Origin of the sequence: Streptomyces litmocidini (genome assembly GCF_014649755.1) — a bacterium.
Taxonomy (GTDB): domain Bacteria; phylum Actinomycetota; class Actinomycetes; order Streptomycetales; family Streptomycetaceae; genus Streptomyces; species Streptomyces litmocidini.
In genome coordinates this window covers 41,233-67,588 of sequence record NZ_BMTQ01000025.1, presented here as the reverse complement: position 1 = coordinate 67,588, position 26,356 = coordinate 41,233, and the positions used below count along the sequence as shown (strand labels likewise).

At 71.9% G+C, this 26,356-nt stretch carries 24 protein-coding genes; 16 read left to right on the top strand and 8 right to left on the bottom strand.

Annotated elements, in window-relative coordinates; genetic code table 11:
- The first annotated feature begins 111 nt into the window (after positions 1–111).
- From IE180_RS33775 to IE180_RS33740, 8 genes are all read left to right on the top strand, one after another.
- Positions 112–759, top strand: a complete 648-nt coding sequence (locus IE180_RS33775; RefSeq protein WP_190160764.1) for an HAD family hydrolase — start codon at positions 112–114, stop codon at positions 757–759.
- 43 nt (positions 760–802) lie between these two features.
- On the top strand, positions 803–2,002 hold the full coding sequence (locus IE180_RS33770; RefSeq protein WP_190160763.1) for an MFS transporter: 1,200 nt from the start codon (positions 803–805) through the stop codon (positions 2,000–2,002).
- Positions 1,971–3,146, top strand: a complete 1,176-nt coding sequence (locus tag IE180_RS33765) for an acetoin utilization protein AcuC (protein WP_190160762.1) — start codon at positions 1,971–1,973, stop codon at positions 3,144–3,146. The genes IE180_RS33770 and IE180_RS33765 overlap by 32 nt, the downstream gene beginning before the upstream one ends.
- A gap of 94 nt (positions 3,147–3,240) precedes the next feature.
- Complete coding sequence (locus IE180_RS33760; protein WP_190160761.1) at positions 3,241–4,056, top strand: phosphatase; 816 nt, start codon at positions 3,241–3,243, stop codon at positions 4,054–4,056.
- 127 nt (positions 4,057–4,183) lie between these two features.
- Positions 4,184–4,393, top strand: coding sequence for a helix-turn-helix domain-containing protein (locus IE180_RS33755; protein WP_030223786.1), 210 nt, complete (start codon positions 4,184–4,186; stop codon positions 4,391–4,393).
- A gap of 163 nt (positions 4,394–4,556) precedes the next feature.
- Entirely contained in the window at positions 4,557–4,655 is a 99-nt protein-coding gene (locus IE180_RS33750; RefSeq protein WP_003948845.1) for a 30S ribosomal protein bS22, read from the top strand.
- A gap of 155 nt (positions 4,656–4,810) precedes the next feature.
- Positions 4,811–5,884 carry an NAD-dependent epimerase/dehydratase family protein gene (locus tag IE180_RS33745; protein WP_190160760.1) on the top strand — a complete coding sequence of 358 codons (1,074 nt, stop codon included), beginning with the start codon at positions 4,811–4,813 and terminating at the stop codon, positions 5,882–5,884.
- Positions 5,885–5,899: 15 nt separating this feature from the next.
- Positions 5,900–6,994: a 1-acyl-sn-glycerol-3-phosphate acyltransferase gene (locus tag IE180_RS33740; RefSeq protein ID WP_190160759.1), complete on the top strand. Its 1,095-nt coding sequence runs from the start codon at positions 5,900–5,902 to the stop codon at positions 6,992–6,994.
- Between the two features lie 84 nt (positions 6,995–7,078).
- Here IE180_RS33740 and IE180_RS33735 read toward each other — a convergent pair whose 3' ends face one another.
- From IE180_RS33735 to IE180_RS33725, 3 genes are all read right to left on the bottom strand, one after another.
- Complete coding sequence (locus IE180_RS33735) at positions 7,079–8,326, bottom strand: DUF5667 domain-containing protein (protein ID WP_190160758.1); 1,248 nt, start codon at positions 8,324–8,326, stop codon at positions 7,079–7,081.
- Between the two features lie 298 nt (positions 8,327–8,624).
- Positions 8,625–9,410: an ECF subfamily RNA polymerase sigma factor, BldN family gene (locus IE180_RS33730; RefSeq protein WP_030694341.1), complete on the bottom strand. Its 786-nt coding sequence runs from the start codon at positions 9,408–9,410 to the stop codon at positions 8,625–8,627.
- A 438-nt stretch (positions 9,411–9,848) separates the two neighbouring features.
- Positions 9,849–10,796: an HAD family hydrolase gene (locus IE180_RS33725; RefSeq protein ID WP_190160757.1), complete on the bottom strand. Its 948-nt coding sequence runs from the start codon at positions 10,794–10,796 to the stop codon at positions 9,849–9,851.
- A gap of 105 nt (positions 10,797–10,901) precedes the next feature.
- Between IE180_RS33725 and IE180_RS33720 the strand changes: the two genes are divergently transcribed.
- The 6 genes from IE180_RS33720 (at position 10,902) to hemB (ending at position 17,931) form a co-directional block, all read left to right on the top strand.
- Positions 10,902–11,216, top strand: coding sequence for a glutaredoxin family protein (locus IE180_RS33720; RefSeq protein WP_229861175.1), 315 nt, complete (start codon positions 10,902–10,904; stop codon positions 11,214–11,216).
- A 272-nt stretch (positions 11,217–11,488) separates the two neighbouring features.
- Positions 11,489–12,286 carry a redox-sensing transcriptional repressor Rex gene (locus IE180_RS33715; protein ID WP_190160756.1) on the top strand — a complete coding sequence of 266 codons (798 nt, stop codon included), beginning with the start codon at positions 11,489–11,491 and terminating at the stop codon, positions 12,284–12,286.
- A complete protein-coding gene (locus tag IE180_RS33710; protein WP_190160755.1) occupies positions 12,283–13,638 on the top strand; it encodes a glutamyl-tRNA reductase in 1,356 nt (451 codons plus the stop codon). The genes IE180_RS33715 and IE180_RS33710 overlap by 4 nt, the downstream gene beginning before the upstream one ends.
- A complete protein-coding gene (gene hemC, locus IE180_RS33705; RefSeq protein WP_190160754.1) occupies positions 13,635–14,621 on the top strand; it encodes a hydroxymethylbilane synthase in 987 nt (328 codons plus the stop codon). Before IE180_RS33710 ends, hemC begins: the two co-directional genes overlap by 4 nt.
- The gene (locus IE180_RS33700; RefSeq protein WP_190160753.1) at positions 14,618–16,288 is read left to right on the top strand and encodes a bifunctional uroporphyrinogen-III C-methyltransferase/uroporphyrinogen-III synthase; all 1,671 of its coding nucleotides are present in this window, start codon (positions 14,618–14,620) and stop codon (positions 16,286–16,288) included. Before hemC ends, IE180_RS33700 begins: the two co-directional genes overlap by 4 nt.
- Positions 16,289–16,926: 638 nt before the next feature.
- Positions 16,927–17,931: a porphobilinogen synthase gene (gene hemB, locus IE180_RS33695; RefSeq protein ID WP_190160752.1), complete on the top strand. Its 1,005-nt coding sequence runs from the start codon at positions 16,927–16,929 to the stop codon at positions 17,929–17,931.
- A 7-nt stretch (positions 17,932–17,938) separates the two neighbouring features.
- On the opposite strand, the gene IE180_RS33690 is transcribed toward hemB, so the two are convergent.
- On the bottom strand, positions 17,939–18,718 hold the full coding sequence (locus IE180_RS33690) for a DUF4253 domain-containing protein (RefSeq protein WP_190160751.1): 780 nt from the start codon (positions 18,716–18,718) through the stop codon (positions 17,939–17,941).
- 110 nt (positions 18,719–18,828) lie between these two features.
- Between IE180_RS33690 and IE180_RS33685 the strand changes: the two genes are divergently transcribed.
- Positions 18,829–19,098, top strand: coding sequence for a DUF1876 domain-containing protein (locus IE180_RS33685; RefSeq protein WP_190160768.1), 270 nt, complete (start codon positions 18,829–18,831; stop codon positions 19,096–19,098).
- 63 nt (positions 19,099–19,161) lie between these two features.
- Here IE180_RS33685 and argS read toward each other — a convergent pair whose 3' ends face one another.
- Positions 19,162–20,931: an arginine--tRNA ligase gene (argS, locus tag IE180_RS33680; protein ID WP_190160750.1), complete on the bottom strand. Its 1,770-nt coding sequence runs from the start codon at positions 20,929–20,931 to the stop codon at positions 19,162–19,164.
- Between the two features lie 266 nt (positions 20,932–21,197).
- Here argS and lysS point away from each other — a divergent pair, with 266 nt between their 5' ends.
- Positions 21,198–22,919 (top strand): lysine--tRNA ligase, encoded by a 1,722-nt coding sequence (lysS, locus tag IE180_RS33675; protein ID WP_190160749.1) that lies wholly within the window; start codon positions 21,198–21,200, stop codon positions 22,917–22,919.
- A 96-nt stretch (positions 22,920–23,015) separates the two neighbouring features.
- On the opposite strand, the gene IE180_RS33670 is transcribed toward lysS, so the two are convergent.
- From IE180_RS33670 to IE180_RS33660, 3 genes are all read right to left on the bottom strand, one after another.
- The gene (locus IE180_RS33670; protein ID WP_190160748.1) at positions 23,016–24,263 is read right to left on the bottom strand and encodes a DUF2637 domain-containing protein; all 1,248 of its coding nucleotides are present in this window, start codon (positions 24,261–24,263) and stop codon (positions 23,016–23,018) included.
- Positions 24,264–24,391: 128 nt separating this feature from the next.
- Complete coding sequence (locus IE180_RS33665) at positions 24,392–25,138, bottom strand: DUF3558 domain-containing protein (protein WP_190160747.1); 747 nt, start codon at positions 25,136–25,138, stop codon at positions 24,392–24,394.
- A gap of 137 nt (positions 25,139–25,275) precedes the next feature.
- Positions 25,276–26,223: a DUF3558 domain-containing protein gene (locus IE180_RS33660; RefSeq protein WP_190160746.1), complete on the bottom strand. Its 948-nt coding sequence runs from the start codon at positions 26,221–26,223 to the stop codon at positions 25,276–25,278.
- Positions 26,224–26,356 lie beyond the last annotated feature (133 nt).

Genomic DNA, 26,356 nt, shown 5'->3' with positions numbered 1-26,356 from the left:
GTACTGCAGGGGGGACCCTGTGGGAGAGTAGGACGCCGCCGAACAATTTTTAGCCTCAGCCCCCGGACCCTGTCCGGGGGCTGAGGCATTTTTGCGTTCTACGCTGTGGTCATGCGATACGACCTGGTCATCTTCGACAACGACGGTGTGCTCGTGGACAGCGAGCCGATCTCCAACACCCTGTTGGCCGGTTATCTGACGGAGCTCGGGCACCCCACCACGTACGAGGAGTCGGTGCGGGACTACATGGGGTCCGCCATGCACCGCATTCACGAGGTGGTCGAGGAGCGGAGCGGGCAGCGGCTGCCCGAGGACTTCGACCAGGTCTTCCACGCGCGGGTCTTCACCGCTTTCCAGGCCGAGTTGGAGGCCGTGGTCGGCGCCGCCGACGTGCTCAAGGGCCTGGTCGCCGCCGGCGTTCCGTACTGCGTGGCCTCCTCCGGGAGCCATGAGCGGATCCGGGTCGGTCACCGGAAGACGGGGCTCGACGCCTGGTTCCGGGACGAGATCGTGTTCAGCGCCGAGGACGTGGGCCGGGGGAAGCCCTGGCCCGACCTGTTCCTGCACGCCGCCGAGCGGATGGGGGTCGCTCCCGAGCGGTGTGTGGTGATCGAGGACAGCCGACTGGGGGTGCAGGCGGCCCTGGCCGCCGGGATGGACGTGTACGGGTTCACCGCGATGACGCCCGAGGCGAAGCTGGCCGGGGCCAGGGGCTTCTTCGGGAGGATGGACGAGCTTCCCGCGATTTTGGGGACGTGATCCATCTACCCAGCGGTAGGTTCCGGCCGTACGCTGTGCCGCCATGACAGATGCGCGGTTGCGGCGTGGGCGGGGATCCCTGACGGTCAGTTTCTTCGTGCAGGGGGTCACCTTCGCCCTGCTCGTGACCCGGATACCGGCCATCCAGGACCAGTACGGGATCTCGGACGGGCTGCTGCCGGCCTTCCTGGCCGCCGTGCCGATCCTGGCCGGGGTGGCGAGCGTGGCGACCGAGAAGGTCGTCGCCCGGGTGGGGCCCGCGGTGGTCCTCCGGTGGGCGCAGCCCTTCGTGCTGCTCGCCCTCCTCGCGGTGGGGCTGGGCTCCGAACTCTGGCACGCGGCGGTCGCGCTGGGCCTCTTCGGGGTCGCGGTCGGCGCGCTCGACGCGTCCATGAACATGCTGGGGGTGAGCCTCCAGCGGGCGTACGGCCGGAGCATCATGCTCGGCTTCCACGCCGCGTACAGCCTCGGCGGGATCGCGGGGGCCTCGCTGGCCTGGGCGGGGGCGCACTGGCACCTGTCGCTGTTCGTGTCCTATCTGCCGGTGGTGGCCGTGCTGTTGCCCGTCGCGTTCGCCGGCAGCCGGTGGTACGTGACCGGTGAGGGGCCCGTGCCGGGCGGGGCGGGGGAGGGCAAGGGGAGCGGTGTCGTCTTCAAGGTGCTGCTGCCGCTGTGTCTCGTGATGACCTTCGCGTACATCGGGGACTCGACCGTCTCCAACTGGAGTGCCAAGTACCTCCAGGACGTGCTCGGCAGTTCCGAGGAGATGGCGACCGTGCCGTACAACGCGTACATGGTGACGACGCTGCTCGGGCGGGCCGTCGGGGACTTCGGGGTGCGGCGGTTCGGTGCCGTCGTGGTGGTCCGGGCGGGGGCGGTGCTGGCGGGCCTCGGGTTCGCGCTGGTCGCGGTGGCTCCGGGGGCCTGGGTGGGGATCGCCGCGTTCACGGTGCTCGGGCTCGGGCTGAGCGTGATCGTGCCGCAGACCTTCGCCGCGGCGGGGAGGCTGTTCCCGGGTGACAGTGACGCCGCGGTCGCACGGCTCAACGTCTTCAACTACGTCGGTTTCCTCGTCGGGTCTCCCCTGGTGGGGGCGCTCGGTGACGCGTGGAGCTATCGGGGGGCCATGGTGGTGCCGATGGTGCTGGTCCTGGTGACGGTGGTGTACGCCACGTCGTTCGGTTCGCGAGAGGCCCGATACGGTGGCGGGCATGAGCGGCCGCGCACTGTTGATGTGGGATGAAGCTGTCACGCAGTACGACTTCGGGCCCGAGCATCCGATGGATCCGGTACGGCTCGCGCTGACGATGTCGCTGGTGCGGGCCTACGGGCTCGACCGGGCGGTGGACGTGGTGGCGGCGAAGCCGGCCGGGGACTCGACGCTGCGGCTCGTGCACCGCGAGGACTACGTGGCGGCGGTGCGGGCGGCGTCGGCGGATCCGCGCCGGGCGGACCAGGCGTACGGGCTCGGCACGGTCGACGATCCGGCGTTCGCCGGGATGCACGAGGTGTCGGCGTTGATCGCCGGGCAGTCGGTGGGGGCGGCGGAGGCGGTCTGGCGGGGGGAGGCCGCGCACGCGGTGAACTTCGCGGGCGGGCTGCACCACGCGATGCCGGGGGGCGCGTCCGGGTTCTGCATCTACAACGACGCCTCGCTGGCCATCGCCCGTCTCCTCGAACTGGGCGCCGAGCGGGTCGCGTACGTGGACGTGGACGTGCACCACGGGGACGGGGTGCAGGCGGCGTTCTGGGACGACCCGCGGGTCCTGACGGTCTCGCTGCACGAGCATCCGCGGACGCTGTTCCCGCAGACGGGCTGGCCGGAGGAGACGGGCGCGGCGGGGGCCGGCGAGGGCGGGGCCGTGAACGTGGCGCTGCCGGCCGGGACGGGGGACGCGGGATGGCTGCGGGCCTTCCACGCGGTCGTGCCGGAGCTGCTCGCGGACTTCCGGCCGCAGGCGCTCGTGACGCAGCACGGGGCGGACACGCACTTCGAGGACCCGCTGGCGCACCTGGCGGTGTCGTTGGACGCGCAGCGGGCGGTGCAGGAGGCCTGCCACGAGCTCGCGCACGCGCACGCGGAGGGGCGCTGGCTGGCCCTGGGCGGCGGCGGGTACGCGGTGGTGGACGTCGTACCGCGGTCGTGGACCCACCTGGTGGGGATCGCGGCGCACGCTCCGGTGGATCCGGAGTCGGCGATCCCGGCGTCCTGGCGGGACGAGGCGTACGCGCGGACCCGGCAGCCGGGTCCGCTGCGGATGACGGACGGGCGGTGGCCGGTGGGCTTCCGTGACTGGTCCGAGGGGTACGACCCGGCGGACCGGCTCGACCAGGCGGTGCTGGCGACGCGGAGGGCGGCCTTCCCGCTGCGGGGGCTGCTCGCCTAGGCGATCTAGAACGTTCTCCTGGGTGTTACGCCGACGGTGGGGTGTCCGGGAGGTTCGGATCCCCGGGCGGTGGTGTTCCGGCAGCATCGGACGGGTGTGGAGTACCGGGGCGTTGCGGGCGCATCTGTTGGCGTCGGGGTTGGCCGGCACGGTGGCGACCTCGCGGGAGGAGAACCTGCGGAGCTATCGGCTCTTCGCCGCGCGCGATCCGCGGGTGCTGCTCGGGCTCGACCCCGACCGGGAGTGGGACGAGGCCGGTCTGCTGCGGCTGATGGCCGACAAGTGCGGGGTGTCGGGGGATCCGCTGCACCGGGCGGGGCCGGACGCCATCGATCCGGAGCGCACGGTGCGGAGGCTCGACGCCTTCGCCGCGCGCTTGGGCGCGGCGGCCGCGCGGCGGGTTCCGGTGCTCCTCGGGACGGGCCATCCGCACCGGCTGCTCGGTTTCTACGTCGCTCTCGCAGACGCTTTGTCGGCGGCGGGATGTCTTGTCCTCACACCGGCGCAGGGGCGATGTGTCGACATAACGACCCGGTTCGGCGTACGCACGTACCTCCTCGACTACGTACGCGGGGTCGCGCTGGTACGGGAACCCGGGCCGCCCGTGGACGGGCGTGTGCCGGGGGCGCATTCCCACTCGCCGCTGCCGGTCAGGGCCGCCCTGGAGAGTGCGGCCGAGAGCGGCGGGCCGCTGCCCGAGCTCGTGGTGGGGGACCACGGATGGGTCTGCGGGGCAGGTCAGCTGGGTATCGAGGCCATCGGTCTCGCCGATACGGATGATCCGGCGCTGTTCGTCGGAGAGGCCGAGGGGCGGGTGTCGGTGGCCGTTCCGCTCGATGACGGCGTGCGCTCCGCCTCCTACCTCCCGCTGACGCGCTATGTACTCAATCGAGCGCGTCTGTCACGGTAAACGGCCGATGGCAGCTCCTCTTCCCCACTCGTACCACCCGCCCCTAGTCTGGAGAGTGAGCGCTCGGCGACGAAGAGTCACCGGAGGGGAAGCCGGTGGGCGTCGCGGCGGAAGGTACAGGTGGGTCATGGCTGCTGGCGATCGACCTCTCAACGAGGTCAAGTTTCTGACCGTGGCGGAAGTCGCCTCGGTGATGCGCGTGTCGAAGATGACCGTGTACCGCTTGGTGCACAGCGGTCATCTGCCGGCGATCCGGGTGGGCAGGTCCTTCCGGGTGCCGGAACAGGCCGTTCACGAGTACCTGCGGGAGTCCTTCGTGGGGGTGGGGACCGCGTAGCGAGCGCGCGGCCGTAACGCCGGGAAAGCTCTGTATGGCCCTCGGATTACGAGTGCGGTCCTCGGGACGGTAGGCTAGGCCGACGTAGGTCGTGTGGGCCCAGACGCCCCGCACCGATCCCCGCCGAGTGCGGGGATGTTCCGAGAAGTGAGCGAGGGTAGTCGTGGGCTCTGTTATCAAGAAGCGGCGCAAGCGGATGGCGAAGAAGAAGCACCGCAAGCTGCTCAAGCGCACGCGCGTTCAGCGTCGCAACAAGAAGTAAGGCGACAGCTGCTTCGCAGCGTCAGTGCGTCGGGCGTGGCCCTTCACCGTTCGCGGTGGAGGGCCACGCCTCTGCGTAGGGCCACGCTTTTGTCCCGCGGAAATCTCCAGGCGCTACGGTGGCGTCCAACGGAAGACGGACGGAAGGCGCTGATCTTGGGCAAGGTCGTGCTCGTCACCGGTGCCGCCCGGCATCTGGGCGGCCGCTTCGTGCGGCGGATCCAGCGGGACCCGGAAGTGGAGCGGGTGATCGCCGTGGACGCGGTCGACCCCGCGCACCAGCTCGGCGCCGCCGAGTTCGTACGGGCGGACATCCGCCGCCCCGAGATCGCCAAGGTCCTCGCCGAGCACGACGTCGACACGGTGGTCCACCTCGACGTCACCGGCACGGCGCTCGGCGGCGGAGGCCGGACGTCGGTCAAGGAGACCAATGTCATCGGCACCATGCAGCTCCTCGGCGCCTGCCAGAAGTCGCCCCGGATCCGGCGGCTCGTGATCAAGTCCAGTACGAGCGTCTACGGCTCCGCGCCCCGCGACCCGGCCGTCTTCACCGAGACGACGGCCGCCAAGTCCCTGCCGAGCGGCGGCTTCGCGAAGGACGCCGTCGAGGTCGAGGGGTACGTCCGGGGCTTCGCCCGGCGCCGGCCGGACGTGGCGGTGTGCGTGCTGCGGTTCGCGAACATCCTCGGGCCCCGGATCGACTCCCCGCTCGCCGAGTACCTGGCGCTGCCGGTGCTGCCCACCGTCCTCGGCTACGACCCGCGGCTGCAGTTCGTCCACGAGGACGACGTGATCGATGTCCTGCGCCTGGGCGCGCACGAGCCCCGCAGGTCGACCCAGAACAGCGGCACGTTCAACGTGGCCGGGGACGGGGTGCTGCTGCTCTCCCAGTGCGCGCGGCGGCTGGGACGGCCGACGGTGCCGGTGCTGCTGCCCGCGGTCACCTGGGTGGGCACCGCGCTGCGCGCGGTCGGGATCACCGACTTCGCACCCGAGCAGATCCGGCTGCTCACGCACGGCAGGGTCGTCTCGACGGCCCAGACGCGCGAGGTCCTGGGCTTCTCGCCGCGCTACTCGACGGCGGAGGCGCTCGACGACTTCGCGCGGAGCCGGGGGCCGGGGCTGCTGCCGCCCGAACTGCTCGCCGGGGCGGTCGACCGGCTCTCCGCGCGGCTGGCTCCGCCGGCCGCGCACCCCACCGAAGCCTCCCCCCTTCACCACGGCGCCTGAGGAGACCCGACTGCGATGGCGGACGCCAAGGTCATTCCGTTCGACGACGACCGTTCCCGGGCCCGCCGGAGGCCCGCCAGGGCCGAGGGCGAGGCGGCGGCCGTACGGGCCCTGCCCGGGCCGCAGCAGGCCCCGGGGGAGTCCGGGAAGCCGGGAGGGCCAGAGGGGGGCTCCGAAGCCTCCGGGGCTCCCAGCGGCCCCGGGGCGCCCGGTGCCTCCGGGCCGGGGACCGCGGCGGGACCGGAGCCGGGACGGGGCGCGTCCGGCGGGAGCGGCTGGGAGCGGCGGCTCGCGAGCGGGCTCGCGTTCCTGCGGCGGCGGGTCACCGGCGAGTACGAGGTCGACGAGTTCGGCTACGACGAGGAACTCACCGACCAGGTCCTGATGTCGCTGCTGCGCCCGCTGTACGAGAAGTACTTCCGGGTGGAGGTGAAGGGCGTCGAGAACATCCCGGCCAAGGGCGGGGCGCTGATCGTCGCCAACCACTCCGGGACGCTGCCGCTGGACGGCCTGATGATGCAGGTCGCCGTCCACGACCACCATCCGGCGGGGCGGCACCTGCGGCTGCTCGCGGCGGACCTGGTCTTCGTCCTGCCCGTCGTCAACGAGCTGGCCCGCAAGGCGGGGCACACGCTGGCCTGCGCGGAGGACGCGGAGCGGCTGCTGCGCGCCGGCGAGATCGTCGGGGTGATGCCGGAGGGCTTCAAGGGGATCGGGAAGCCCTTCGGGGAGCGGTACAAGCTCCAGCGGTTCGGGCGGGGCGGCTTCGTCTCGACCGCGCTGCGGGCCGGGGTGCCGATCGTGCCCTGCTCGATCGTGGGGGCGGAGGAGATATACCCGATGCTCGGGAACGCCAAGACCCTGGCGCGGGTGCTCGGCTTCCCGTACTTCCCGCTGACCCCGACCTTCCCCTGGCTGGGGCCGCTCGGGGCGCTGCCGCTGCCGACGAAGTGGACGATCCAGTTCGGCGAGCCGATCGAGACGGACTCGTACGCGCCGGAGGCGGCGGAGGACCCGATGCTGATGTTCAACCTGACGGATCAGGTGCGGGAGCAGATCCAGCACACGCTGTACAAGTTGCTGGTGCAGCGGCGGTCGGTGTTCTTCTGACCGGTGGTCTCCGCAGGTGACCGGTGGTTCTTCGCAGACAGGAAGAGGGGGCGCCCCCGTCCGTGGGGGCGCCCCCTCCTCCTGCTAGCGAGCGTCCTCGCCGTCGATGCCGAGGCCCGGAAGGAGACCCGGCAGGAGGGGCGGGAGGGTCACGTCCGGCACGTCCGGGGTGACCTGGTCCTCCGTGGGGGCCGTCGGTGTGCCCGTCGGGGAGGGCTTGAGCAGTCCGCCGGTGCTGCCGCCGAGGAGGCCGTCGTCCTCGGTCGAGCCGGAGCCGCTGCCCGTGCTCGGAGTGGCTCCCGCGCTGGACCCGGACGGGCGGGGCGCGGCGGAGTGGCTGCCCGAGGGGGACGTCTCCTGGCCGGCCGTCGGCCGGTGGCTGTCCGTTCCCTGGGTGCCGCTCGGGGCGGCGGGGCTGCTGCGCGGTCCTTCGGAGCCGATCGCGCCCCTCTCGGGGGTGCGGGGCAGCACCGACTGGAGCGGCTCGACGTCTTCGTCTATGGCGTCGAAGACGTCCGTCACCTCGCTGCCGACGTCCGCCAGCTGGACGGGGAGCCGGTCGCGGAGGCCGTTCCAGGTGCTCCGGTGGGCCTGGGCGAAGGAGTTGAGCCGTGCCATCGGGCCGATCTCGCCGTCCCGCTCGTAGGCCTCGCGGAGCAGCCGGCGTCCCTCGGAGGCGTCGTGCTTCATGCCGCCCAGGACGCGGCGGATCTCGGCGAGGGACTCGTGGTCGAGCTCCCCGAGGCGGCCGCGCTCCATGAGCCGGCGGGCCTCGCTGAGGCGGGTGGAGGCCTGGTCGAGGTAGATGCCGCCGCGGTCCGCGTCGTCGTCCGCCATGCCCAGCTTGATGTCCTCCATGCCCCGCTTGAGTCCGTAGAGCGAGTCACCGGGGAGGGCGTCGGAGCTGGCGGCGGCGACGCCGCCGAAGGCGCCGGCCGCCACGCCGACCGTGAGGCCGCCGGCGGCGAGGCCCTTGGTCCAGCGGGACCGGGGACGCAGTTTCCTCAGGGGGGACGCCCGGTGGGATCCCTTGCCGGTGGACGTCCGCTGCTCCGGCACCGTAGGGCTCGCGGCGGCGCTCCCCTCCAGGAGCATCGCCTCCATGGCGGCGACGAGCTGGGCTCGCTGCACCACCTTGACCTCGGGGTCGAGCTGCGGTCTGGGCAGCTCGCCGAGGCCGTTCGCCAAGGCCAACAGCCGTCCTTGCTCGGCGGGTTCGGCCGGCTCCGCCGGGGCCTCGGGCTGTTCGGCCGCCGCGTCCTCGGACGCCCGGTCCTCCAGGGCCTGGGCGAAGGCGTTCGCCCGCCGGTGCGCCGATACGTTCGCGATCACTGGCGGCACCTCCTCTCGTCATGACGGTCGACTCTCCGGGGGGTCCGGAAGGTTGCACACCTTGAGCACATCCACACGAAAGAGTGAGTGGCTGTGGACGTGGCGTGACCACAGGGAGTCTGCATCCCGCACAACGAGCGGCGCGGCACTTGGGTTACGCGCGAAAGATGATCGGACCAGTGCGTCATCGGGGCGTCACCGACTGTGAGTTGGGCGGGGGTCGTGGGGGCGTGGGGGGAGGCGGGGGCGTGGGGGCGCGGACCGGGGCAGGGGGATGCGTGTGGGGGGCGCGGAGCGGTCAGCGGGCGTCGTCCGGAAGGAGGCGGGCCAGGGTGCGGACGGCCCGGTACTGGAGGGTCTTGATCGCGCCCTCGTTCTTGCCCATGACCCGGGCGGTCTCGGCGACCGAGAGGCCCTGCAGGAACCGGAGCGTCACGCACTCCTGCTGCTGCGGGTTGAGGCGGCGGACCGCGTCGAGCAGGGCGGCGTTCGAGAGGGACTCCAGGACGGAGTCCTCGGGGCTGCGCTCGACCTCGTTGGCGTCGAGCATCTCGCCGGTGGTGACTTCCAGGCGGAAGCGGCTGGACTTGAAGTGGTCGGCGACCAGGTTCCGGGCGATGGTGACGAGCCAGGCGCCGAAGTCGCGGCCCTGCCAGGTGAAGGTGGAGATCCGGCGCAGGGCGCGCAGGAAGGTCTCGCTGGTGAGGTCCTCCGCCGTCGCCTTCCCGCCGACGCGGTAGTAGATGTAGCGGTAGACCGTGTCGCTGTACTGGTCGTACAGGCGACCGAAGGCCTCGGCCTCGCCGGCCTGGGCGCGTTCGACCAGGTCCATCATGCGGGCGCTGTCGCTGTCCGCGGTGGGACGGCGGGCGGGGGTCGAGGTTCCGGATCGGGCGCCCCGTCTGCCCACGGCGGCGCCGCCGTCGGCCAGGGCATAGCAAGGGCCGGCGGGTGCCGGTGCGGCGAAGGCGAAGGCGGGGACAGGGCCGGCGTACGCGGTGGGGACGAAGCCGCGCAAGTGGTCGAGGACCGTTGCGCGCAGCGTAGCCAGGCCCGAGGTGTCAACCCCGACGTGTGGGTACACGGGACTCCCAGAGGCAGAGCTTCCATCACGTGCAGTGCGGGACCGTTCACCCGTCGTGGCGACGTGAGGGGTCCTTTGTGCGTCTGAGGAGAATAACGCTTCGTACAGGCAGCGCTACACCCAGTTGCTCAAATCACCGGTTCCGTCGTATCTGTTACTGCTTGTAGTCGCATCAAGTCGCAGTTCATGACTGTTTTTTGATCGGTTTGCTTCCGAGTGTGACTGTGCGGGCGATGCGTTGTGCTCAAGTCCGGGACGTGCGAATGAACGGGGCCGCTGCGGGGTAAGGAGGCGGGAATGCCCGGCGGTCGACCTGTGCGGTGCTGTTCGACCACGGACGGGTGAGTGCCCCTGGTCCGGGGTTGTCGCAGGTGATCGCAGCCGAAACGTATCGGCAGACCGGGCGGCCGCGCCGGGGGCGCGACCCCGCGGGAGGCGTCAGTGGCGACGGCGGTGCAGGGCGACCGCGGCGGCGGTGCCGCCGGCCAGCGCCCCCAGGCCCGCGGCGGCGGGGATGCCGACCTTCGCGGCCTTCCGGCCGGTCCGGTAGTCGCGCAGCCGCCAGTCCCGGTCCTTCGCGTGCTTGCGGAGCTTGCCGTCCGGGTTGATCGCGTACGGGTGTCCCACCAGCGACAGCATCGGGATGTCGTTGTGCGAGTCGCTGTACGCGGCGCAACGGTTCAGGTCGAGGCCCTCGGCGGCGGCGAGGGCCCGTACCGCCTCGGCCTTGGCCGGTCCGTGCAGGGGCTCGCCGACCAGCTTGCCCGTGTAGACGCCGTCGATCGACTCGGCGACCGTGCCCAGCGCGCCGGTCAGGCCGAGCCGGCGGGCGATGATCGTGGCCGTCTCGACCGGGGCGGCCGTCACCAGCCAGACCTTCTGGCCCGCGTCCAGGTGCGCCTGGGCGAGGGAGCGGGTGCCGGGCCAGATGCGGTCGGCCATGTACTCGTCGTAGATCTCCTCGCCGATCGACATCAGTTCGGAGACGCGGTGGCCCTTGACGATGGACAGCGCGCTGTCACGGGCGTCCTGCATGTGCTCGGGGTCCTCGACGCCGGCGAGCCGGAACCAGGCCTGCTGCCAGGCGAAGCGCGCGAGTTCGCGGCGCTGGAAGAACTTCCGCTTGTACAGGCCGCGCCCGAAGTGGAAGATCGCGGCGCCCTGCATCACCGTGTTGTCGAGGTCGAAGAAGGCCGCGGCGCGCACGTCGCCGACGACCGGGAACTCGGGCTCGGCGACCGCGGATTCGGCGGCGGCGGCCTCCTCGCGCTCCTGTTCCAGCTGGAGCGAGGACTTGCGCGCCGCCTCGGCGGCGGCCTCGCCTGCCAGGACGCTGCGCGCGGTGGCGGAGCGCCTACGGGGGGTGAGCCATCCCAGAGCGGCCATGCCGTTGAGCATAGCCAGTCTGTTCGGTGCTTCCCGACTTGTGAGGACGCCGGGGAGTGAACAGTCGGCGCCGGCCGTGTCACCGGGGCCCGCGGGCCCCGCAGAATGGACGTCATGTTCGGACGTGCGAAGAAGAAGGACGCCGGGTCGGGGAAGGGCGCCGGGGCCGGCGGGGACGCCGCCCCGCGCGTGGTGACCCTGATCGGCAAGCCGGGGTGTCACCTCTGCGACGACGCCCGCGCGGTGATCGAGGCCGTCTGCGCGGAGACCGGGGCCACCTGGGAGGAGAAGGACATCACCCGGGACGAGGAGCTCCACCGGGCCTACTGGGAGCAGATCCCCGTCGTGCTGGTCGACGGCGAGCAGCACACCTTCTGGCGCGTGGACGCCGGACGGCTCCGTCGCGAACTGGGTGCGTGACCGGAAGGCGGTTACCATCGTGGACGTTTTGTTGGGTTCCGGGGGCGGCACCGTGAGGAGAGTGTGCGGCTTTGCCCCCTTCGGGATATCAACGCTCCGACGCGCTCCGCGGTTCCGCGAGGATGCGAACCGGCCGCGTGACCCCGGTCACTTTGGGCGGACAAAACGGACACCATCTTTGTGCACGCGTTCACAAAGACATAGCCTGCATTCGACGGGGCGGTCTTGGGACGCATGGCCGCCTGCAGCCCCGCTCATCCCGCAGGAGCACCGTGGCAACTGGCCGAACTCACCGACCGGCGACCCGTAGCCGAGGAATTCCCGAGGCCACCGTCGCCCGGCTTCCGCTGTATCTGCGCGCACTGACCGCGCTCTCGGAGCGCTCCGTACCCACGGTCTCCTCCGAGGAGCTCGCGACCGCGGCGGGGGTCAACTCCGCGAAGCTGCGCAAGGACTTCAGCTACCTCGGCTCGTACGGCACCCGCGGTGTCGGCTACGACGTCGAGTACCTCGTCTACCAGATCTCCCGCGAACTCGGCCTGACCCAGGACTGGCCCGTCGTGATCGTCGGCATCGGCAACCTCGGCGCCGCACTCGCCGGCTACGGCGGCTTCGCCTCCCGCGGCTTCCGCGTCGCCGCGCTCATCGACGCCGACCCCGCCATGACCGGCAGGCCGGTCGCCGGGATCCCCGTCCAGCACAGCGACGACCTCGAGAAGATCATCAGCGAGGACGGCGTCTCCATCGGCGTCATCGCGACCCCGGCCGGCGTCGCCCAGCAGGTCTGCGACCGGCTCGTGGCCGCCGGAGTCACCTCCATCCTGAACTTCGCCCCGACCGTGCTCTCCGTGCCCGACGGCGTGGACGTGCGCAAGGTCGACCTCTCCATCGAGCTGCAGATCCTCGCCTTCCACGAGCAGCGCAAGGCCGGCGAGGAGAGCAGCGCCGAGGAGGGCCCCGACACGGACGCCGAGCCCGCGGTCGCCGCACCGCCGGCCCCCCGTGGCGCCACGGGCGACACCGGCCGCAAGGGACCCGACGGGGACGTCCCCGCGGTGATGCCGGCATGAGCCTCCTCGTCGTCGGACTCAGCCACCGCAGCGCCCCGGTCTCCATCCTGGAGCGGGCCTCGCTGTCGGCGGACACCCGGATCAAGCTGCTCCAGGACACCCTCGCCGCCGAACCGGCCACCGAGGGCACCGTCCTGGCCACCTGCAACCGCATCGAGCTCTACGCCGACGTGGACAAGTTCCACGCCGGTGTCGCCGAGCTGTCCACGCTCCTCGCCCAGCACAGCGGCGTCGGCCTGGACGAACTCACTCCCTATCTCTACGTGCACTACGAGGACCGGGCCGTCCACCACCTCTTCTCGGTGGCCTGCGGACTCGACTCCATGGTCGTCGGCGAGGGCCAGATCCTCGGCCAGATCAAGGACGCCCTCGCCCTCGGCCAGGACCTCCACACCGCCGGCCGGCTCCTCAACGACCTGTTCCAGCAGGCCCTGAGGGTCGGCAAGCGCGCCCACAGCGAGACCGGGATCGACCGGGCCGGACAGTCGCTCGTCACCTTCGGCCTGGAGCAGCTCGCCCAGGACGCGGACGTCGAGACCTGGGCCCGGGGCAAGAAGGCCCTCGTCATCGGCGCTGGCTCGATGTCCTCGCTCGCCGCCGCGACGCTCGCGCGCTCCGGCGTCTCCGAGATCGTCATCGCCAACCGCACCCTGGCCCGCGCCGAGCGCCTCGCACAGATCCTGAGCGAGCCCGGGAGTACGGGCGTCGCCGCGCACGCGGTCGAGATGGTTGCCGTCGGCGACGAACTGACACGTGCCGACGTCGTCGTCTCCTGCACCGGCGCCACCGGACTCGTCCTCACCGGCGAGGCCGTCGAGGACGCGACGCGGGAACGCACGGCTCCGCTCTTCCTGCTCGACCTCGCCATGCCCCGCGACATCGACGCCGCCGCCCACCGCGTCCCCGGCGTCCGGCTCGTCGACATCGAGTCGCTCGCCGAGGCCTCCGCCGACGCGCCCATGGCCGCCGACGTCGACCAGGTGCGCGGCATCGTCTCCGACGAGGTCGCCGCCTTCGGCGCCGCCCAGCGCGCCGCCCACATCACCCCGACCGTGGTCGCCCTGCGCACCATGGCGGCCGACGTGGTGGCCAGCGAGGTCGCCCGCCTGGAAGGCCGCCTCCCCGGCCTCGACGACAAGCAGCGCGCCGAGATCACCCAGACCGTGCGCCGCGTCGTCGACAAGCTCCTGCACGCGCCGACCGTGCGGGTCAAGCAGCTGGCCAGCGAACCCGGCGGCGCCGGGTACGCGGACGCGCTGCGGACACTCTTCGACCTCGACCCGGAGACGGTGGCTTCTGTCAGCCGGGCCGACCTGAATGACGCCGACGTCAAGAACCGAGGGCGAGTATGACCGAGAGGGCACTGAGGCTCGGGACCAGGCGCAGCAAGCTCGCCATGGCCCAGTCCGGGCACGTGGCCGACGCCGTCCGGCAGCTGACCGGCCGGCCCGTCGAGCTCGTGGAGATCACGACGTACGGGGACACCTCCCGGGAGCACCTCGCGCAGATCGGCGGCACCGGCGTCTTCGTCGCCGCCCTGCGCGACGCGCTGCTCGCCGGGGAGGTGGACTTCGCCGTGCACTCCCTGAAGGACCTGCCGACCGCGCAGCACCCCGACCTGGTGCTGGCCGCGATCCCCCGCCGCGAGGACCCGCGCGACGTGCTGATCGCCCGCGAGGGCCTGACGCTGGACCGGCTGCCCGCGGGCGCCCGGGTCGGCACCGGCTCCCCGCGGCGGATGGCACAGCTCCACGCCCACGCGCGCAACCACGGCCTGGACCTCACCTGCGTCCCCATCCGCGGCAACGTCGACACCCGCGTCGGCTACGTCCGCAAGGGCGAACTGGACGCGGTCGTCCTGGCCGCGGCCGGACTCAACCGCATCGGCGGGACCGACGAACTCCTCGACGGCCTGACCGCCGAGCCGCTGGCCGTCGACACCGTCCTGCCCGCCCCCGGCCAGGGGGCCCTGGCCGTCGAATGCCTGGCGTCGAACACCGAACTCGTCGCCGCGCTCGCACCCCTCGACGACCCGCGCACGCGGGCCGCCGTGGCCGCCGAGCGATCCCTGCTCGCCGCCCTGGAGGCCGGCTGCTCCGCACCCGTGGGTGCGCTGGCCGACCTGCTGGCCGACGACCCCGGTCACGGGCAGGTTGTCACCGAAATGCGCCTGCGCGGCGTCGTCGGCACCACCGACGGCTCGACGCTGGTGCAGCTGTCCACCACCGGACCCGTACCCACCTCGCACGACGAGGCCCTGGCGCTCGGACGCGAACTCGCGGCCGAGATGCTCGCCAAGGGTGCGGCCGGTCTTATGGGGGAGCGAGCACTTTGAACCCCACCAGCCCGACCACCAGCCCGCTGTCCCCGGCCCTCGCGGGCCACGGGCACGTCACGTTCCTCGGCGCAGGACCGGGCGACCCCGGACTGCTGACCCTCAGGGCCGTCGAGGCCCTCGCGGGGGCGGACGTCCTGATCGCCGAGCCGGAGGTGCTCGACGTCGTTCGCGGCCATGCGCGCGCGGGGGTGAGCACGCCTGAGCTGGCGGTCGTTGACGAGACGTCAACAACCGCCGGTGTCCCCGTGTTGAGGGATGCCGCCAATCTTGTCATGGAGGCCGCGCGGGGCGGCAAGCGGGTCGTCCGTGCGGTGACCGGCGACCCCGGCCTCGACGGGAACGCCGGCGCCGAGATGCTCGCCTGCGCCGCCGAGGGCATCCCCTTCGAGGTCGTCCCCGGCGTCGCCACGGCCGTCGGCGTGCCCGCCTACGCCGGTGTGCCGCTGCGCGACGCGCAGGGCACCGACGTGCGCTTCGTCGACGCCCGGACCGCCGACGAGCGGTGCTGGACCGAGGTCGGCGCCTCCGACGGCACCGTCGTCGTGTCCACCTCTCTGGACTCGGTCGCGGCGGCGGCCGGTGAACTGGTGGCGGCTGGCCGTAAGCCGGACACCCCGCTCACCGTCACCATCGCCGGCACGACCACCCGCCAGCGGACCTGGAACGCGACCCTCGGGACCATCGCCCAGGTCTTCAAGCAGGGCAAGGTCCTCCCCTCGCCCGAGGGACACCGGCCCGTCATAGCCGTGGTCGGCGAGCGCAGCGCCCCGGCGCAGCGGGACCAGCTGGCGTGGTTCGAGTCGAAGCCGCTCTTCGGGTGGCGGGTCCTCGTGCCGCGCACCAAGGAGCAGGCCGCGTCGCTCTCCGACCAGCTGCGCTCGTACGGCGCCGTGCCGCACGAGGTCCCGACGATCGCCGTCGAGCCGCCGCGCACCCCGCAGCAGATGGAGCGGGCGGTCAAGGGACTCGTCACCGGCCGGTACGAGTGGATCGCCTTCACCTCGGTGAACGCCGTCAAGGCCGTACGGGAGAAGTTCGAGGAGTACGGGCTCGACGCCCGCGCCTTCGCCGGGATCAAGGTCGCGGCGGTGGGCGAGCAGACCGCGGCGGCCCTGGTCGACTTCGGCGTGAAGCCGGACCTCGTGCCGTCGGGCGAGCAGTCCGCGGCGGGCCTCCTCGAGGACTGGCCGCCGTACGACCCGGTCTTCGACCCGATCGACCGCGTCTTCCTGCCGCGCGCCGACATCGCGACCGAGACGCTCGTCGCGGGCCTGATCGAGCTCGGATGGGAGGTCGACGACGTCACCGCCTACCGGACCGTCCGGGCCTCGCCGCCGCCGGCGGACACGCGGGAGGCGATCAAGGGCGGCGGCTTCGACGCCGTGCTCTTCACGTCCTCCTCGACCGTGCGGAACCTCGTCGGCATCGCCGGCAAGCCGCACAACGTGACGGTCATCGCCTGCATCGGCCCGGCCACCGCCAAGACGGCGGAGGAGCACGGCCTGCGGGTCGACGTCCTCTCGCCCGAGCCGTCCGTCCACAAGCTCGCCGAGGCCCTCGCGGACTTCGGCCTCCGGCGCCGGGAGTCCGCGCTGGAGGCGGGGGACCCGGTGACACGGCCGTCGGAGCGGAGACCGGGGGCGCGGCGGCGTCGGACGACGTAGCGCTCGTGGTGCGGGCCCGCTCGGGGGCGGGTCCGCGCTGGGAACACTTTTCCGGGGCGCCGTCCCGTCGAGCCCGCCCGCCCGTGCGAGCGTCCTCGACGGGACGGCGCCCCGACCCGTGCGGGCGGCGCCCCCGGCTGTACGGGCCCGCGCCCGGCTGGGCGGCGCCCCCGCCTGTGCGGGCCCGCGGTGCCCCCGCCCACCCGCCGTGTGGGGCCCGCGCCCTGTTGGGCAGCGCCCCTCCCGTACCCGCCGTGTGGGCAATCGTCCCGCTGGGCGAGGGGGTCCCCCCTGCTCGAGCGAAGCCGAGAGCTCGGGGGAGGGTGGGCACACGGGACGGCGCCCCCAGCGGCGCCTCCGCGTTCCGCGCCCCGACCCGCACCCGTGTGCGCCGTGCATGGGGGCGCGGGTCCAGGCGCAGCATCCTCGGGCGCCGGCAAGGGCGCCGTCCGTTGTGCCCACCCGTTCCGCCCCAGCGGAACGACTGCCCACAACGGGGTGGGTGCCGCCCCGGTGGGTGCGGCCCGTAGAGAGGGCGGTGTCGGTCCGGCGGGGGCTGCTCGCGGCGGGATGGGCCGAGGCGTATGCCCACAACGCGTCGGTAAGGGCACTGCCCCCACGGGCGTAGCCTCGGATCCATGAACTCGTACGGATCCTTTCCCGGGGCACGCCCGCGGCGGCTGCGGACGATGCCTGCCCTGCGCCGGATGGTGGCCGAGACGCGGCTGCATCCCGCCGACCTGATCCTGCCCGCGTTCGTGCGCGAGGGGATCACCCGGCCCGTGCCGATCCAGGCCATGCCCGGAGTCGTGCAGCACACCCGGGACACCCTGCGGAAGGCCGCCGTGGAGGCGCTGGAGGCCGGGGTCTCCGGGATCATGCTCTTCGGCGTGCCCGAGGACGAGAAGAAGGACGCCGCCGGGACGGCCGGCACGGACCCGGACGGCATCCTCCAGGTCGCCATCCGGGACGTGAAGGCCGAGGTCGGCGACGAGCTCGTCATCATGTCGGACCTGTGCCTCGACGAGTTCACCGACCACGGCCACTGCGGCGTCCTGGACGCCGAGGGCCGCGTCGACAACGACGCCACGCTGGAACGTTACGCCGAGATGGCCCAGGTGCAGGCCGACGCCGGCGTCCACGTCGTCGGTCCCTCCGGGATGATGGACGGCCAGGTCGGCGTCGTCCGCGACGCCCTGGACACCATCGGCAAGGAGGACGTGTCGATCCTGGCCTACACGGCCAAGTACTCGTCCGCCTTCTACGGGCCCTTCCGCGAGGCCGTCGGTTCCTCCCTCAAGGGCGACCGCAAGACCTACCAGCAGGACCCCGCCAACCTCCGCGAGTCGATGCGCGAGCTCGCGCTCGACCTGGAGGAGGGCGCCGACATGGTGATGGTCAAGCCCGCCGGGCCCTACCTGGACGTGCTCGCCGAGGTCGCCGCGTCCGTCGACGTGCCCGTCGCCGCGTACCAGATCAGCGGTGAGTACGCGATGGTCGAGGCAGCCGCCGAGAAGGGCTGGATCGACCGCGACAAGGCGATCCTGGAGACCCTCACCGGCATCCGCCGCGCCGGTGCCCGGATGATCCTCACCTACTGGGCCACCGAGGTCGCGCGGAACCTGTCCGCCGGGCGCGGATAGCCAGGGCCTAGTCCCACCAGAAGCTCCACACCGGGGCGTCCACCAGCGCCGCCCGGGCGTATTCGCGCAGGCCGTCGTGCTCCCCCTGCGCGACGTTGTCCGGGCAGAACGCGAAGTGCTCCGCCGCCACCGCCTCGGCCTCCTCCACGGTCCGGGGCGGTGCCGCCACCGACACCACCAGCTGGTCGAAGGTGAGCGCGACGACCCGCGCGCCGAAACGGTCCTCCCAGGAGCGCAGCACCGCGCACAGGCGGGCCACGTCGTTCTCGTGGTTCAGCGGTCCCGTCCACCCGATGACCGCCGGTATGTCGGCGCTCCGCCGGGTTGGCACCAGCGCCGGGCGCGCGTCCGCCAGCCAGAAGCCCGGCTCCGTCAGCAGCTCCGCGACGTCGGCCGCCGCCCGGTCGGGGTCCGTGCCCAGCGGCCGCGCCGGAGCCAGGCCCGGCCAGTCGGCGGGCGAGGCCCCGATCTCGTCCGCCGCACAGGACTTCCAGAACCCGGCGAGCACCTCCTCCGCGTCGTGGTCCGCGGGGTCGCTCATCCGCTCCGGCATCAACTCCCACCGGTCCAGGCCCCACTCCCCGCCCAGCAGCACCGGCAGCAGCCCCGCCGTGCGGGCCGCCGGGCGCAGCGCGGCCCAGGCGGCGGGGCCTGCCGCGTCGTGTCCCGACCAGAGGTACGGGGTGTCCTCCGGGCCCGCGAGGGCGCCTGGTGGCAGGTCGAGGCCGAGGGAACGGCCGGTCGGGTCGGACGCGAGTCTGGGCAGTTGGTTCGGGATCATCGCCATGACCAGAAGGTAGGGGCGGCCACTGACAACGAGGCGAGTGGTGGGGCGGCACCGGGCGGCGCACCCTGGAGTGGTAGCCGACAGGTACCTCGGTGGAGGTGGTCCTCATGATGCACACGCTCGTCGGATGGCACGTGGAGATGGAATTCCAGGAGGAAGGCGACCGGACGCGGGCCGCAGCCATGGTCCGGCTCGGCGACGGCACCGAATTCCGGGCCCACGGCACCGCGAACCGCCACCCCTCCGACCCGGACCAGCTGCGGGTGGGCGAGGAGATCGCCGGCGCGCGCGCCCTCATGGACCTCGCCTCACAGCTCCTCCAGAAGGCGCACAAGGAGATCGACGAGGTCTCCGGCCGGACCTCGCGCGAAATCCGCTGACGACCCGGCGACGACGAGGCCCCCGGCACGGCGGACCGTACCGGGGGCCTCGTACCGGGCGCGTCAGAGCCGCTCGGGCGTCCGGATGCCCAGCAGGGCCATGCCCTGGTGGAGCGTGCGGGCCGTCAGGTCGCAGAGGAAGAGACGGTTCTCCGCGACCTCCTTCGCCGGCTCCGGCTTGATGACCGGGCACTGGTCGTAGAACGTCGTGTACAGCGAGGCGAGCTGGTACAGGTACGCGGTGAGCTTGTGCGGCGCGTACTCCGCGGCCGCTTCGGACACCGTCTCGGCGAACTGGTCCAGGTGCAGGCCGAGCGCGCGCTCCGCCGGGGCGAGTTCCAGCTCCGGGTGGGCGACGGGCGTGCGGTCGCCCGCCTTGCCGAAGATCGACTTGATGCGGGCGTACGCGTACTGGAGGTACACCGACGTGTCGCCGTTCAGCGACACCATCTGGTCCAGGTCGAACTTGTAGTCCCGCGCCGCGGACGTCGACAGGTCGGCGTACTTCACCGCACCGATGCCGACGTACTGGCCGTTCTCGACGATCTCCGTCTCGGTCAGGCCCACCTTCTCGGCCTTCTCGCGGACGACCGCCGTCGCCCGGTCCACCGCCTCGTCCAGCAGATCCACCAGCCGGACCGTCTCGCCCTCACGGGTCTTGAACGGCTTGCCGTCCTTGCCCAGGACCGTGCCGAAGGCCAGCTGGACGGCCTTCACCTCGTCGTTCAGCCAGCCGGCCCGGCGGGCCGTCTCGAAGACCATCTTGAAGTGCAGCGACTGACGGGCGTCCACCACGTACAGCAGGGAGGTCGCCTTCAGGTTCTGCACCCGGTCCCGGATCGCCGACAGGTCCGTCGCCGCGTAGCCGAAGCCGCCGTCGGACTTCTGCACGATCAGCGGCGTCGGGTTGCCGTCCGGGCCCTTCACGTCGTCGAAGAACACGCACAGCGCGCCCTCGGAGCGGACCGCGACGCCCGACTCCTCCAGGATCCGGCAGGTCTCCACCAGCATGTCGTTGTACCCGGACTCGCCGACGACGTCGGCGTCCCGGATGTCCATGTCCAGCTTGTCGAAGACCGAGTAGAAGTAGATCTTCGACTCGTCGACGAACCGCTGCCAGAGGGCCAGGGTCTCCTCGTCGCCCGCCTGGAGGTCCACCACGCGCGCCCGGGCCCGCGTCTTGAACTCCTCGTCCGAGTCGAACAGGGCGCGCGAGGCCTTGTACAGCCGGTTCAGGTTCGACATGGCCTCCTCGCCGGAGACCTCGGCCTCCGACGAGTGGTCCAGCTCGTGCGGGTGCTCGATGAGGTACTGGATGAGCATGCCGAACTGGGTGCCCCAGTCGCCGATGTGGTGGCGCCGGACCACCGTCTCGCCGGTGAACTCCAGGATCTCGACCATCGCCGCGCCGATCACGGCGGACCGCAGGTGGCCGACGTGCATCTCCTTGGCCACGTTCGGCTGGGCGTAGTCGATGACCGTCGTGCCCGCCGACTCGTCGAACGGCACGCCGAGACGCGCGTCCGCCGCACGGGCCGCGAGGGTGTCGATGATCGCCGCGTCCGTCACCGTGATGTTCAGGAAGCCGGGGCCCGAGACCTCGATCTCCTTCAGGACGTCATTGGCCGGGATCGCCTCGACGACCTTCGTCGCCAGCTCGCGCGGGTTGCCCTTGAGCCGCTTGGCCAGCGCCAGGATGCCGTTGGCCTGGAAGTCGGCCCGGTCGCTTCGTCGCAGCAGCGGGTCGGCGGACGCGGCGTCCGGCAGAGCCGCCGAGAGGCCGTCCGCGAGGCGCTGCTGCACGGTCGAAGCGAGGGAAGGGACCGAGGCCATGAGCTTCCGTTCCGTCTGAGGAGTCCAGTGGAGGAGTCCAGAGGAGTCCAGTGGTCTATTTCGCTTGTCAAGTGTCCCATGGGAGAGCAACGTGTTTTCCCCGCCTGTGGACGACTTCGGACCGCGGGCGACTCCAGCTGTGGACGGCTCCGGGTCGTGGACGGCTCCAGGTTGTGGACAACCTCGGAGCGCGTCGTTCCGTCTGGGACAATGACAGACGTAGAGCTGTAAGGCTTTGGGACTTCCAGAAAGAAGGACGTACGACCGTGGCTCAGAGCAGCACCGAGACCGACTGGGTCTCCCGTTTCGCGGACGAGGTCATCGCCGAGTCGGAGCGACGTGCGCCTGGCAAACCGGTCGTCGTCGCCTCCGGTCTCTCCCCGTCCGGCCCCATCCACCTCGGCAACCTCCGCGAGGTCATGACCCCGCACCTGGTCGCCGACGAGATCCGCCGCCGCGGGTACGAGGTCCGGCACCTCATCTCCTGGGACGACTACGACCGCTACCGCAAGGTGCCGAACGGCATCGAGGGCATCGACGCCTCCTGGGCCGAGCACATCGGCAAGCCGCTGACCTCCGTCCCGGCCCCGGCCGGCTCGCCCCACCCCAACTGGGCCGAGCACTTCAAGGCCGCCATGGTCGAGTCCCTCGCCGAGCTGGGCGTCGAGTACGACCCGATCAGCCAGACCGAGCAGTACACCTCCGGCACCTACCGCGAGCAGATCCTGCACGCGATGAAGCACCGCGGCGACATCGACGCCATCCTTGACCAGTACCGGACGAAGAAGGCCCCGAAGAAGCAGTCCCAGAAGCCCGTCGACGAGGCCGAGCTGGAGGCCGAGGAGGGCTCCGGCGCCGCCGCCGAGGACGACGGCTCCGGCGGCTCCTCCGGCTACTTCCCGTACAAGCCCTACTGCGGGCGGTGCGAGAAGGACCTCACCACCGTCACCTCCTACGACGACGACACCACCGAGCTCGCCTACACCTGCACGAACTGCGGCTTCTCCGAGACCGTCGAGCTCAGCGAGTTCAACCGCGGCAAGCTGGTCTGGAAGGTCGACTGGCCCATGCGCTGGGCCTACGAGGGCGTCGTCTTCGAGCCCTCCGGCGTCGACCACTCCTCGCCCGGCTCGTCCTTCCAGGTCGGCGGTCAGATCGTCCGCATCTTCGACGGCGTCCAGCCCATCGGCCCCATGTACGCCTTCGTCGGCATCAGCGGCATGGCCAAGATGTCCTCCTCGAAGGGCGGCGTGCCCACCGCGGCCGACGCCCTGAAGATCATGGAGCCCCAGATCCTGCGCTGGCTCTACGCCCGCCGCAGGCCGAACCAGTCCTTCAAGATCGCCTTCGACCAGGAGATCCAGCGGCTCTACGACGAGTGGGACAAGCTGGAGGCCAAGGTCGCCGACGGCACCGTCCTGCCCGCCGACGCCGCCGCGCACTCCCGTGCCACCCGCACGGCCGCCGGCGAACTGCCGCGCACCCCGCGCCCGCTCCCGTACCGCACCCTCGCCTCCGTCATGGACATCACCGCCGGCCACGACGAGCAGACCCTGCGGATCCTCACCGAACTCGACCCCGAGAACCCCGTCACCTCCCTCGACGAGGTCCGCCCGCGCCTCGACCGCGCCGAGAGCTGGATCACCAACCAGGTCCCGGCCGACCAGCGCACCGTCGTCCGCGAGGAGCCCGACACCGAGCTCCTCGGCTCGCTGGACGACGAGGGCCGCGCATCCCTCCGCCTCCTCCTGGAGGGCCTCGACACCCACTGGTCGCTCGACGGACTCACCACCCTCGTCTACGGCGTCCCGAAGGTCATGGCCGGACTCGACCCCGAGGCCAAGCCGACCCCGGAGCTCAAGCTCGCCCAGCGCGCCTTCTTCGCCCTGCTCTACAAGCTCCTCGTCAGCCGCGAGACGGGCCCCCGCCTGCCCACGCTGCTGCTCGCGGTGGGCGCGGACCGGGTGCGCAAGCTGCTCGGCTCGTGAGCGACCGACCCGAGCACGTGACCTGAGCACGGGAAAGGGGCCGCCGCCCGGAGAGATCCGGGCGGCGGCCCCTTTCAGCACGCGTTGCTCGCGCCCCTACGGGGCGTCCACGTCGGCCCTGGCCTGCTGGACCCGCTCCTGCGCACCCGGCACCGCCTGCCGCAGCAGGTCGATGTCGGACGCCGGGAACTCCGCAAGGCCGTACTGCTCGGCCACCAGCCGCGCCAACTCGTCCTCGGCCGGGAACCGCTCGTGCTCCAGCACGTACGACCCCATGACCTTGTAGACGACGTCCTCGAACTCGTCGGCCTGCGGCTCCGGCTGCTCCACGTACTCCGGATACGGCACGAACTCCTCCGGACCCGGCGGAGGCACGTCCTCCGGCCCCTGCGGCACCGGGACCGGCATCGGTTCGAGGCCCTCCACGATCTGCGGGTTGTACGTCCCCTCGTACGCCTCCGGAGAGACCTGCGGCGCGTCGAACCACGGACTCTCGTGATTCACCGGCCCACCCGGCACCTGCCCCTGAACCGGGCCGGGTTCCTGACCCGGCACCTGCGCCTGCGCCGGAAGCTGGGCCTGCGGCACCGCCGACTGCTGAGCCCGCGCGAGCGGCACCGGCTGCGCCGGCACCGACTGGGGCGACCCCGGCGGAAGCAGGGCCGGCTCGATGCCCGCCGCCGCCAGACCCGCCGGAGCCGTCTCCGCCAGCGGCACCCCGTACCGGGCCAGCCGCAGCGGCATCAGGGCCTCCACCGGAGCCTTGCGCCGCCACCCCCGCCCGAACCGCGCCTGCAGCCGGGCCTGGTAGATCAGCCGCTCCTGCTCCAGCTTGATGACCTGCTCGTACGAACGGAGCTCCCACAGCTTCATCCGACGCCACAGCCGGAACGTCGGCACCGGCGAGAGCAGCCAGCGGGTGATCCGGACGCCCTCCATGTGCTTGTCGGCCGTGATGTCCGCGATCCGGCCCACCGCGTGCCGCGCCGCCTCCACGGCCACCACGAACAGCACCGGAATCACCGCGTGCATGCCCACACCCAGCGGATCCGGCCACGCCGCCGCGCCGTTGAAGGCGATCGTCGCGGCCGTCAGCACCCAGGCCGTCTGACGCAACAGCGGGAACGGGATCCGCAGCCAGGTCAGCAGCAGATCCAGGGCGAGCAGCACGCAGATGCCCGCGTCGATGCCGATCGGGAAGAAGTACGAGAAGGTGCCGAAGCCCTTCTGCAGGGCGAGTTCGCGCACGGCGGCGTACGAACCCGCGAAACCGATCCCCGCGATGATCAGCGCACCGCCGATGACGAGGCCGATGAGTATTCGGTGTGTGCGTGTCAGCTGCATCGCGGCCACCCGCGACCCCTCCCGTCATTCGACATCCGGCGCGCACAGAGTGGCACATGTGAGCGAAGCCCGGCCTCCGGGGGAGGGACGGGCTTCGCGTGAATGTGCCACTCTGCGCCGGTTTGTGACTACTTGTTGGCTGCGGCGACCGCGGCGACGGCCTCCTTGACCGCCTTCGCCGCACCGTCCGTGATCGTCTTCTGCGACGGGGTGTCCGCGCCCGCGTAACCGGCACCGTTGTACGACAGCAGCACCAGCACATTGCCCGTACGCGCCACGATCGACGTGTAGACGAAGTCCTCGTCCGTCTTCCGCAGCTGGTACGTGACCGTCTTCGCCTCGTCGCCGATGCCCGTGGCCGTGTGGGTCTGGAGCTTCTTCGCCCCCGGCGTCGCCTGGACCTTCGCGAGTTCCTTCGCGAGGTTCTCCTGCGCCCGCTCCTGACCGCTGCCGAGCGAGGCGTCCGACTCGTACCGGTAGAAGGACACGTCCAGCCAGCGGTACTGCGAGCCCTTCACGCCCTTGTCGTCCAGCCCGTTCCACGAGCAGCCGCCACGGCTGGTCAGGTCACTGGAGACGGCCGGCGTGCCGTTCTTCGTCTTCGCCTTGGGCACCAGCGACGCCGTCGTCTTCGCGGAGACCGACTTGCAGACCTCCGGCAGCTTCGCGAACTTCGCCGGCTCCACCGTCTTCGTCGACTGCGAGGGCGACGGGGTCGCCGACGCGGACGCGGACGTCTTGTCCTGCTCCTGCGCCTTGCCGGAGCCACCGGAGTCGCCGGAGTCCGAGGAGCATCCCGCGACCACGAGCATCACCGGGACGGCGGCGCAGGCGAGTATGCGGGTGAGACGCGTTCGCGGAGCTGATCGCTGCATGGTTCCTTCAGTCGCTTGTCGTACGGTCCGGCCGACGGCCCGCCGGCCGGAGCCACGGGCACACGGCCATGGATACGGCCACGGGTACGCCGACACGTTACGTGGTCGCCGTCCGCTCACGGAGCGGATGCGAACGGCTACTCCTCCAGTCGCTCGGCGAGCTGCCGGGCCAGATTCCGGGCCTTTTCCTGCAGTTCCGCGCTGTCCGGCGCCTCCGCGGAACCCGTGGTCTGCTCCCGGTACCAGACCGTCACGATCACGTTCGATGTGCGGAAGACCACGCTGACGGCACGCTCGCGACTGTTGGCGCCGACCGTGCTGAGGACGTCGTCGAGGTACGCGACGTCCCCCAGGTCGTCGAGGACGCGGGGCTCCAGACCGGTCGCGGCCGAGCCGCCGCCCGGTGTCGCGGAGCCCGTGGGGGCACCACCGGGGGCGCCGGTGGGAGCGGCGGGGGTCCCGGCGGAAGCGCTCGTGGCGGGGGTGCCCGCCGACGGCGCCTTGCCCGCCGGGGCCGAGACGCCCTCGGCCGGCTTGCCCGTCGCGGACGGGGCGCCCGTCGCCGGATCCGTCGGAGCACCCGTCGCGGTGGGCGGCACCGTGGGCAGCGGGATGCCCGCCGCGAGCTGCTTGCGGACGTACACCTCCTGCGCCCGGTCGTCGTCGCTGACGGCCGCGTCGTACGACACCACCCGCTCGATGTCCAGGGAGAGCCGGTGCGAGGTGTCCGGGGTGTCGGCCCTCCACGTGCAGCCGACGCGCCGGTCGGTGTCGTACGTGACGGCCGCGACGCCCCGGTACGCCTTGTCGCGCTCGGCTTCGGGCAGCGCGGCGGCGCCCGGGAGCAGGTCCCTGAGGGTGGCCTGCGGGACGGCGCCGCAGGGCTCGAAGAGGGTGCGGTAGCGGCCGGGGGGCGCGACGGGGGCGGCGGCCTGGCCGGCCTTGGCGTCGACGGCGATGTCGTCCGCGGGGGCGCCGGCGGAGCACGCGGTGAGGCCGGCCCCCAGGCCCAGGCCGAGTGCGAGGACGACGGCGGTGTGAGCCGCGGACCTGGTGCGGCCGGGTGCGTACCTCTTTCGCTGCACGGTCCCAGGCTCCCTTCACCCGAAGTCTTTCCCGAAAACTGTTTGCCGCGCGAACCCGGCCGATGGACACAATGTCTATCGCACACGCTGCCGTTGATGCCGGTCCCCTGTCACCTGTACGGGCTTTGGCTCC